Raw genomic sequence first — 9,664 nt, forward strand, 5'->3', positions numbered from 1 at the left:
ACAAAACAGAGGGTAGCGATAGCTCTGGTTTGCAGGCAAATACATCTTTTTCAAAGTAATTTAAATTTATTTTTAGAATTAATCATCTATTTTTTTGGTAAAGAAATTTCTTTTAAAGAATCCGTCTCCGGAATTATGTGATTTTATTTGCCTGAAGTCCAAAATTTCAGATACCATTGGTTTTATTTTTTAGCACAATAGTTAATTACCTCAGAACAACTCTGTTAGGAATGCCGTTAGATGTGGCATTTCCATAATAAAAACCTTAAACTTCCACTAGTTTTTTAGGTGTACATGGCTTCGCATATTTGCGTTACCACTGTATACTTTAAAAAATCAAATGGAAAGAAAAAACAAATTACCAAATCGATTGCCCATGAGCTTTCTATTACTTCTTGTTGTACTAACTTTTAGTAAGTGTAAAAAAAGTTCGGATGAGGCTGCACCATTTAACGCTCCAAGTACAAATGACACCACAATTTCTGCGGTTACTTCTTCAGGAACAAAAACCCTCGACGTGAGTAAAGCCAGCAGTGACGGCGGCTTCTCGTACAAGGTATACAATGACCTTGGCGCGGTGAGTGACAACACGCAAAATCCAACAGCTTCTACAGTTCGGATTTTCGAGAACGGCAAAGAATTGGGACCTGCGCACAGTGCCCATGCAGACATCAGGACCTTGGGTAAAGGGCGCTTCAGCCACTGGTCGTCCAGTCTTTATTTCTCCAGTTCGGACAATACAGACCCGAGAACAAATGGCAGAACCTATACTTATACGACGTCCGCCGGAACAGTAGCACCAGTATTACCACCGGCAATTACAACGCCAGCACCTACAGGTATTATTGGCTATGCTATGGTAGATGGCACAACCACTGGAGGGGTTAATGGGCAGACTGTTGTAGTGACCACACTTGCCGCCCTTAAAACGGCAGTAGAATCCAGTGCTCCGATGGTGATCAAGGTTTCCGGTAAGATCACCGGTACCGGCTTCCTGAATGTGAAATCAAATAAAACTATCCAGGGCGTAAAGGGCTCCAGTCTGGAAGGTGTAGGATTAATGGTTTATGGAACCAGTAACATTATCATTCAAAACATGACCATTAGAAATGTAGTGTCTTACTCTAACATCATTATTAAAGAAGGTGCGCATCACGTTTGGGTAGACCATTGCGATTTGTCTTCCGACAGAAACCATGGATGGGACTACTATGATGGCTTATTGGATGTTGGAAAACGCGCAGATTATGTGAGTCTTTCGTGGAATAGACTCCATGACAATCATATCCCTATGCTGATTGGTTTTGGCGACGAAAATACAGATGACATTGGCCATCTCAGGGTAACTGTATATGACAACTATTTCTACAATGTTTCTGAGAGACAACCAGGTACCAGATTCGGATATATGCATGTTTTCAATAATTATATGTTAAATGGAGACGGATATGCTATCGGAGCATCTATGGGAGCAACTGTAAGAGTAGATAACAATTATTTTGAGAACCAGCACATTGGCTTGTTTACACAATACAATGCTAAGCCTGGTTATATCAGTGGCGCAAGCACAAATATATTCAAAAACTGTGGTGCCGATATGGTATCTACACCTGCATCTACATGGGTGCCGGCTTATGAATATAAATCTGCATTGATCCCGGCCGCAAATGTGCCAGCAGTAGTTACTGCGGGTGCAGGCGCAACTTTAAATTTGTAATACCACAAATATTGATTTGCCCGGATGGATGTCCGGGCAAATTATTCTTTCGTGCCTGTCTTTATTCTCTTGTACAATGGAAAAGAAAAGAAAGAAAATCCTGATTTCCTGTGACTCTCCGCGCTCCCTGCTGGACTTCAGAGGTAAACTGATCGAAGAACTGACATTAAACCATGAGGTAGCGGTCTTTACACCAAAAATAGAACAGGAACAGATTCGAAGCACGCTTACAAGACTTGGTGTGCAGGTTTATGAAAACGCACTGCAGGCCAGTAATGTGTCCATATGGTCAGATCTTGGATATATATATCAGCTGTACAGGCTGATCCGAAACATCAGGCCAGATGTCTTTTTCCCCTATACCTTTAAACCTGTTATCTACGGGGCAATGGTGGCTAACTTCTGCCGGGTAAAATCAATTACCCCCATGCTTACTGGCCTGGGCTATAATTTCCCCGAAACAAGATCAAAAACTACCCTGGTGCAAAATATCACCAGAATCCTTCTGAAATTTAGCATGAAGGCCAATGAGCGGACCAAAATTATATTTCAAAACAAAGATGATTACCAAACCTTATTAAAAAGAAGGGTCATCACAGAAAAAAATCAAGCCTATATTGTAAACGGTTCAGGGGTTGACCTGGATCATTATACCTATTCCAAACCAAACCTGGATCAGATCAGTTTTTTAATGATTTCCCGTCTGATTAATGCCAAGGGAATCAATGAGTATTATCAGTCTGCCCGGATTCTGAAAGAGAAATTCCCCAACGTTGTTTTCCGGTTGATTGGCCCTTTTGAAGACAATATAGACGCTATTGATCAGGAGCTCTATAGCAAAATTAAGCTGGACGGCACCATAGAGTATATGGGGCTGGTTACAGATGTAAGAACTTATATAGCTCAATCTTCTGTTGTGGTGCTGCCTTCGTATTACGGAGAAGGAGTACCCAGATGTCTTCTGGAGGCCATGGCCATGGGAAGAACATTAATCACCTGCAACTCCGTTGGCTGCAGGGAAACCATTCATCCAGACCATACACAGGCCAATGGCTTCCTGGTTCCGGTAAAGAATGTTAGAGAATTAACTGCACATATGCAGCACTGTATTGAGCACCCGGTTGAACTGCTCCGCTTTGGATGGAATGGCAGGAAATACGCGAGGGAGAAGTTCGATGTTCATGTCGTAAACCAGCAAATGCTTGGTATCCTGGAAGGAACTTAAAATTATAGGCTTATGCTGATCAATACTTCTGCGGTTTTTCGCTTTTTTACTGTACGTTCAAAAGTTGAGTGGGATAGCTATATTGCTCGTTCGTTAAGGCATGATGTTTACCATTCCTGGGCGTATCATCAGTTGAATTCCAGCGGCGAAGCTCTGCTTTTTGTTTATGAAGAAGGCTCTGTATTTATTGCTCTGCCTTTGATCAAAAGGGAGATTGAGGATTCAACTCACTTTGACCTCACGTCTGTATATGGATACGCGGGTCCCATATCCAACAAGGAGCTCTCCTGGTTAGATAACCATAGTGTCCATCATTTTAAAAGGGCTTTTCTTCAGTTTATGGAGATGGAGAATTGTATTTGTGTATTCTCTAGATTGCACCCTTTTATTGAGCAAGCTTGTTTGCTCAACAGTATAGGTGGTGTGTGTGGGAATGGAAAAACCATATATATGGACCTTCAGAGAACTCTGGAGAAACAGATAAGGGGATATGAGAAACGTCTTTACAGACAAATCCGAAAACTTCGGGAAATGAATTACACCATCAGAGATGCCTCTAGTTTTTCGGAAATTAGGCAATTTACGGAAATGTACCGTCAGAATATGGACCGGCTGAAGGCCTCAGGTAATTATTATTTTGAGGAAAGTTATTTTCATAAATTATTGGACCCGCTTGAGTTTGAAAATAAACTGATTTTGATTTATGACGGACGGATCATGATCTGCGGGGCATTGGTGCTGATCTCTAAAGAGATCATTAGAAATCATTTATCTGCAACAGCAGCCGATTATCTGTCTTATTCCCCGAGTAAATTATTGACCGACGAAATCAGCCGGATAGGAAGACAGCTGAATAAAAAAGTTTTCCATCTGGGCGGAGGCGTAGGAGGAAAGGAAGACTCTCTGTTTAAATTCAAAAGCTATTTTTCTGACCAGCAGATTGAAGACCGGATCTGGTGCTATATCCACAACCAGCCACTTTATGATGAACTGGTGAAAAACAGAGGAGCAGGATTAAACAATAGTTCGACTTTTTTTCCATTATACCGTCAGCCCAAAACCGAAACTGTTTCAAAATTATATAGTGATGAACAATAAATACATGTATTCCTCGGCCAGTAATGTACTGTTCGACGAAAAAATGAAAGAGTTGGGCTGGATCGTTTTTGAAGATGCATTGGAAGAAGACTTTGTGAATGAGATCAATATGTATCTTGAACAGGCCTACGAAATTCGCCGCCAGATCCAGCTGGACAACGGAATTGGTGAGCAAACCAAGGGCACCTTACACCATTTGGTTGGACGAAACGATGTATCGGTCGACTTTCTCGCCAGGGGATACTGTGACGCACAGATCCGGCATTTCCTGGAGGGCAATTACATTCTGAATTCTCTGGGTGCTGTAATTAATATAAAAGACAATCATCCTTATGTGCAGAACATTCACCGTGACATCAGAAGTTTTACAGGTCCATTTAAGGTTATGATCCAAATGATGGTGCTGCTTGATGATTTTACACTGGAGAATGGAGCGACTTATTTTCTATCCGGATCCCATTTGCAGGATGTTAAACCAGGGGAGGAAGAATTTTATACACATGCCGAACGGGCAGTGGCTAACAAAGGCAGCTTGGTTTTGTTTGATTCCAATTTATGGCATGCAGCCGGAAACAACAGAACAGATCGGCCAAGAAGGGCTTTGACCATGGCATTTACCCGTCCGTTCTTTAAGCAACAGCTGGATTATCCAAGGCTAATGGGCTATGACCTGGCTGCAGATTTAAGCCCATATATGAAACAAATCCTCGGGTATAATTCCAGAATACCTTCCGACCTCTATGAATACTATCAGCCTGTGGAGAAAAGAATGTACCAACCTGGACAAGGATAGGAAAACATAGCCATGCAAAAAGAATATTCAAGTAAAATGAAATCAATTGGGGGCTATCTGGAGTTACAGCTTTCAAAAGGACACGAATTCTATCCCTTGCTGCTAAAACTCAATACAGGCAGGAATGCGTTAGAGTACATCCTAAAAGTGAAAGGCTATACACTGATCCATTTACCTTATTATACTTGTGAGGTGATTATGGAGCCCATCAGAAAGCTTGGGATCCAGTACCAGTTCTATACCATAAACGACCAAATGGAGCCTGTTGTCGATTTTGAAGTTGGGCCAACAGAATGCCTGTTGTACACCAATTATTTTGGACTAAAGCAGGAAACGATCAAAGCCTTGAGTACTAAATTTCCGAACCTGATTGCAGACAATTCGCAGGCATTTTTTTCTGAACCAACAGAAAATGTAGATACCTTTTACTCCTGCAGAAAGTTTTTCGGGGTTCCTGATGGTGCTTATTTAAGCCTCAACAGTGAGGTCAGGCTCAAGATAGAAAAAGACATTTCTTTAAACCGTTTTTCTCATTTGGTCAAGAGCATAGAAACCGGTATTGAAAGTGGTTATGAAGATTATGTAAAGAATAATATGGACTTGTCCAATCTTCCAATCCGAAAAATGTCCTCGCTCAGCAGAGCACTTTTATCAGGCATAGACTACAAAGACTGTAAATATAGAAGAAACTCAAATTTCATGTACCTGCATGATTTCCTGGTAAACCACAATGCTTATGCATTTGACGCTTCTACTGTTAACGGACCTATGGTTTACCCTTTACTACATGCCTCAACAGAGATCAGGAAGAAACTTCTCGAAAAACGAATCTATATCGCTACTTATTGGCCAAACGTATTTGAATGGACTACAAAAAAGATGTATGAGAACTATCTGGCCGCACATATGATCTGCCTACCCATAGACCACCGGTATACTCACAGTGATATGAAACGCCTTTTAAATGTATTAAAACACCTTTTATGAAACCAGATATTTTCCTCCGTCCATTGGTGTTGGAAGATGCAGAGACTTCTTTTCACTGGAGAAATGATCCGGAAATATGGAAATACACGAAATTTAATCCTTCTGGTCAGATTACACTGGAAATGGAGCAAGAATGGCTTTTATCCACACTGAAGCAACAAGATCAAAAAAGATATGCCATCTGCCTGAAGGATACTGGTGCGTATATCGGAAACATACAACTATTGGAGGTGGATGGTGAAAAAGCCATTTTCCACCTGTTCATCGGGGAAATTTCCTGCTGGGGAAAGGGGATTGGAAAAGAGGCGACCCACCTTTTGCTCGATTATGCATTTTATGAGCTTGGTTTGGAAAGGGTGGACCTGGAAGTCAACAAAGACAACGTAGCCGCCATTAGGATTTATACATCCTGGGGTTTTAACACAGTGGGACATGCTTCTTCTTTTAACAGGATGAGCATCAGCAGGAACACCTATACTCGTCAGCATTTAAATCAAATACTATGAAACAAATTATTACACTGTCTCAAAAGGAGGAATGGATCTCTTACGTGCAGAGATCTGTAAATTGTGATTTTTATCATTCCTGGAATTACCATGCGTTGGAGCACACGGGTATTCCGCTATTATTTATTGAGGATAGCGGTGAAGATTTCATTGCTTTCCCTTTTGTGAAAAGAAGGATTCCTGAAACAGATTATTACGATTTGACCTCCGTTTACGGCTATTGTGGTCCAATTTCAAATAGGCCTTTTACAGATCTTTCTGAAGAATTAATGGTCTCCTTCAGGGATGCATTTCTTGTGTTTTTAAAGGAAGAGCAAATCATCTCTGTGTTTTCACGCCTACATCCTTTTTTTAATCAGAACGCTTTACTGAGCAAATTTGGTGGTGTATGGGAAAACGGCCAAGTCGTTGCTATAGACCTGACAGTACCTTTGTGTGTACAGGAATGCCAGTATCAGGATAGGGTTGGCCGCAAGATCAGACAGCTGAAACAACGTGGTTTTTATGTAAAGGAGGCCACAACAGAGGAAGATATTGAAACCTTTACCGCAATTTATACCGCCAATATGATGCGTTTGGATGCTTCTGATTGTTATATGTTTGATCAGAAATATTTTAAACGTCTTTTGAGGTGTGAGGAATATGATGCCCGGCTTTTATTTGTTTATGATGAAACTGATTTGCCAGTCTGCGGAGCCACTATTGTATCTAAAAATCAAATTATGCAAGCGCATTTACTGGGCACAAGAAAGGAATTTTTGCATGATTCCCCAGCAAAATTGCTTACTCATGAAATTACCCTTTTAGGTCGAGCCCAGGGGGTTAAGTATTATAATCTAGGCGGAGGCCTTGGCTTTAAAAAGGATTCGCTTTTTGAGTGGAAGAGCCATTTTTCAAAAGTGACCTTCGACTACTACAGCTGGCGTTATATAGCTGATCAGGCTACATACGATGCGTTGCTTGTACAAATGGACATAGATCCGGAATCAAATGTTGATTTTTTTCCGCTCTACCGCAGTCAATTACAAAGGGTTTAACAGATTTTACCAATAAAATTCCGGCTATGAAAAAAATATTGTCTTATGAGAGGATTTACTCGAGGTGGCTGATTCTGCTCATTGACCAGGTAATGGTTAATGCTGGTATTTTACTCTCTGCAGCCATGATCAGAAATGTAAGCCCTGGCACCAGGTTTAACCTGGAACCTTTCTTATGGCTGTTTTTATACAACATGATTACCGGTATTGTCTTTATCAGAATGCGGATCCATACCGGGATTATCCGCTATTCTAATCTGGAAGACATTTACAGGGTGATGAAAGCGGTCCTGATTACAGGTTTGATCTTTGGACTGATTTACCATCTTTTCCTGGTGTCTTTCTGGACCTGGAACTGGTTTGATACCATGCTGTTACTCAATTTCTTCATTTCTACTACGATGCTGGCTTTGCTCCGCATCAGTGTAAAACTGTTGTTTTACCATTTGCAGGATATGCAATTGCCCGGTAAGGAAATGGTGCTGATCTGCGGCGCAGATCCTTTAGCCTTGCTCATCAAACAAGGATTGGATTCTTCTTCTGAAAAGAACTTCCATATCCTTGGCTTTGTAGATGATGATCCGGATAAGGCGAACAAACAGATCGAACAAAAAAGGGTTTACCCCTCTGGTGCACTTCCCTGGCTTAAAAAGCAATATGCTGCAGATAAAATGATTGTCATGGAGGGCTCCAGTAATCTGGAAGGAAGAAAACGGATCATTGAAAAATGCCTGGAATTGGGTATACGGGTTATTTCCGTTCCTGCTTCTGTCCATTGGTTAAAAGGTAAACTTAAACTGAGCCAGATCCCGGATCTTAAAATAGAAGATCTTTTACAACGGGAAGCTATACTATTAGATCAGTATAACATTTGTAAACAGCTTAAAAGTAAGAGGATATTGATTACCGGCGCGGCAGGTTCTATAGGGTCCGAGATTTCCAGACAGATACTGAAATGCGATCCAGAACAGGTTTTGCTCTGTGATCAGGCAGAAACGCCCCTGCATGAACTGCAGATGGAGCTTGAAAAATCGTCAGCTTGGGGATGTTGTAAAATGTTCCTGGTGAATATTCAAAACCAGAGCCGGATGAAGAACATTTTTGAAGTATACAAACCCCAGGTGGTTTTCCATGCGGCGGCACTCAAACATGTTCCTATGATGGAGATTAATCCTTCTGAAGCACTGTTAACCAATGTACAAGGCACCAAAAATCTTGCGGATCTCTCCATTGAATCGGGTGTTGAAAAATTTGTCATGATTTCTACCGATAAAGCGGTTAAACCCACCAATGTTATGGGGGCTTCTAAAAGAATTGCAGAAATCTACATCCAGTCTTTACAAGATCAGCAATACAGGGCAGCGCATGGAACAAGGTTTATCACCACCAGGTTTGGTAATGTACTTGGATCCAATGGTTCTGTTGTGCCCCGGTTTAAATCTCAGATTCAGGCCGGCGGCCCGGTTACAGTAACTCATCCCGACATTACCCGATATTTCATGACGATTCCTGAAGCTGTGCAGCTCGTGCTTGAGGCATCGGCAATGGGGGTGGGCGGAGAAATCTTTATTTTTGACATGGGCATGCCGATACGGATTTTCGACCTTGCGGTCAATATGATCAAGCTGGCAGGCTTAACTCCTCATGAAGATATACAGATCACGTTTACGGGTTTAAGGCCAGGAGAGAAGCTCTATGAAGAACTTTTAAATCAAACAGAGCTGGTATTGCCCACGCACCACGAAAAGATCAAGATATCTGCAGTGACCAATTATCCATACCTGTATGTACATAGGATGATTGACGACTTATTACATCTGGCTCGCTCTAATGACGATTTCGAAATGGTTAAGAAAATGAAGGAAATTCTTCCGGATTTTATCAGTAATAACTCAACCTACCAGCAACTGGATATTGCTTATCAGGAGTGATCAAATAAATTTTTTTTTATGCACAACGGGGAAATTATCGAACTGATCATCCGTAGAGACAGGATGAACATCAGTGAACTTTCAAGGAAACTGAATGTAAGCAGAAAATCAATCTACAATTGGTTTAAACAGGAACATTTGAGCATAGAAATCATTACCAAACTGGGGAATTTACTTCACCACGACTTTGTTTATGATTTTCCGGAAAAATACGAAGAACTACACCATCATTCGACTAATGCAAAGGAGGCTGCAGAATATGTCAACGGAACAGAAGTGAATTCGGCAGAATACTGGAGGAATAAATATATTAATTTATTGGAAATCTACACGGGTATGCTCATCAAAAAGCAAGAGATCTAAATAAAGA

9 protein-coding genes are annotated in these 9,664 nt (G+C 41.1%); all 9 read left to right on the plus strand.

Going from position 1 to position 9,664, the window contains the following annotated elements:
• The first annotated feature begins 376 nt into the window (after window positions 1-376).
• The 9 genes from DBR11_RS11030 (at window position 377) to DBR11_RS11070 (ending at window position 9,657) form a co-directional block, all read left to right on the plus strand.
• Entirely contained in the window at window positions 377-1,717 is a 1,341-nt protein-coding gene (locus DBR11_RS11030; RefSeq protein ID WP_108552571.1) for a polysaccharide lyase family 1 protein, read from the plus strand.
• Between the two features lie 76 nt (window positions 1,718-1,793).
• Window positions 1,794-2,942, plus strand: coding sequence for a glycosyltransferase family 4 protein (locus DBR11_RS11035; protein ID WP_108552554.1), 1,149 nt, complete (start codon window positions 1,794-1,796; stop codon window positions 2,940-2,942).
• Window positions 2,943-2,954: 12 nt separating this feature from the next.
• Window positions 2,955-4,040, plus strand: a complete 1,086-nt coding sequence (locus tag DBR11_RS11040; RefSeq protein ID WP_108552556.1) for a GNAT family N-acetyltransferase — start codon at window positions 2,955-2,957, stop codon at window positions 4,038-4,040.
• Window positions 4,030-4,833, plus strand: a complete 804-nt coding sequence (locus DBR11_RS11045) for a phytanoyl-CoA dioxygenase family protein (RefSeq protein ID WP_108552558.1) — start codon at window positions 4,030-4,032, stop codon at window positions 4,831-4,833. Before DBR11_RS11040 ends, DBR11_RS11045 begins: the two co-directional genes overlap by 11 nt.
• 36 nt (window positions 4,834-4,869) lie before the next feature.
• Complete coding sequence (locus tag DBR11_RS11050) at window positions 4,870-5,820, plus strand: hypothetical protein (RefSeq protein ID WP_233260718.1); 951 nt, start codon at window positions 4,870-4,872, stop codon at window positions 5,818-5,820.
• Complete coding sequence (locus DBR11_RS11055) at window positions 5,817-6,326, plus strand: GNAT family N-acetyltransferase (RefSeq protein ID WP_108552562.1); 510 nt, start codon at window positions 5,817-5,819, stop codon at window positions 6,324-6,326. The genes DBR11_RS11050 and DBR11_RS11055 overlap by 4 nt, the downstream gene beginning before the upstream one ends.
• Window positions 6,323-7,363 (plus strand): GNAT family N-acetyltransferase, encoded by a 1,041-nt coding sequence (locus DBR11_RS11060; RefSeq protein ID WP_108552565.1) that lies wholly within the window; start codon window positions 6,323-6,325, stop codon window positions 7,361-7,363. The genes DBR11_RS11055 and DBR11_RS11060 overlap by 4 nt, the downstream gene beginning before the upstream one ends.
• Window positions 7,364-7,389: 26 nt before the next feature.
• Window positions 7,390-9,294, plus strand: coding sequence for a nucleoside-diphosphate sugar epimerase/dehydratase (locus DBR11_RS11065; protein ID WP_108552567.1), 1,905 nt, complete (start codon window positions 7,390-7,392; stop codon window positions 9,292-9,294).
• An 18-nt stretch (window positions 9,295-9,312) separates the two neighbouring features.
• Window positions 9,313-9,657 carry a helix-turn-helix domain-containing protein gene (locus DBR11_RS11070; protein WP_108552569.1) on the plus strand — a complete coding sequence of 115 codons (345 nt, stop codon included), beginning with the start codon at window positions 9,313-9,315 and terminating at the stop codon, window positions 9,655-9,657.
• Window positions 9,658-9,664 lie beyond the last annotated feature (7 nt).

The organism is Pedobacter sp. HMWF019 (assembly GCF_003061025.1).
Classification (GTDB): domain Bacteria; phylum Bacteroidota; class Bacteroidia; order Sphingobacteriales; family Sphingobacteriaceae; genus Pedobacter.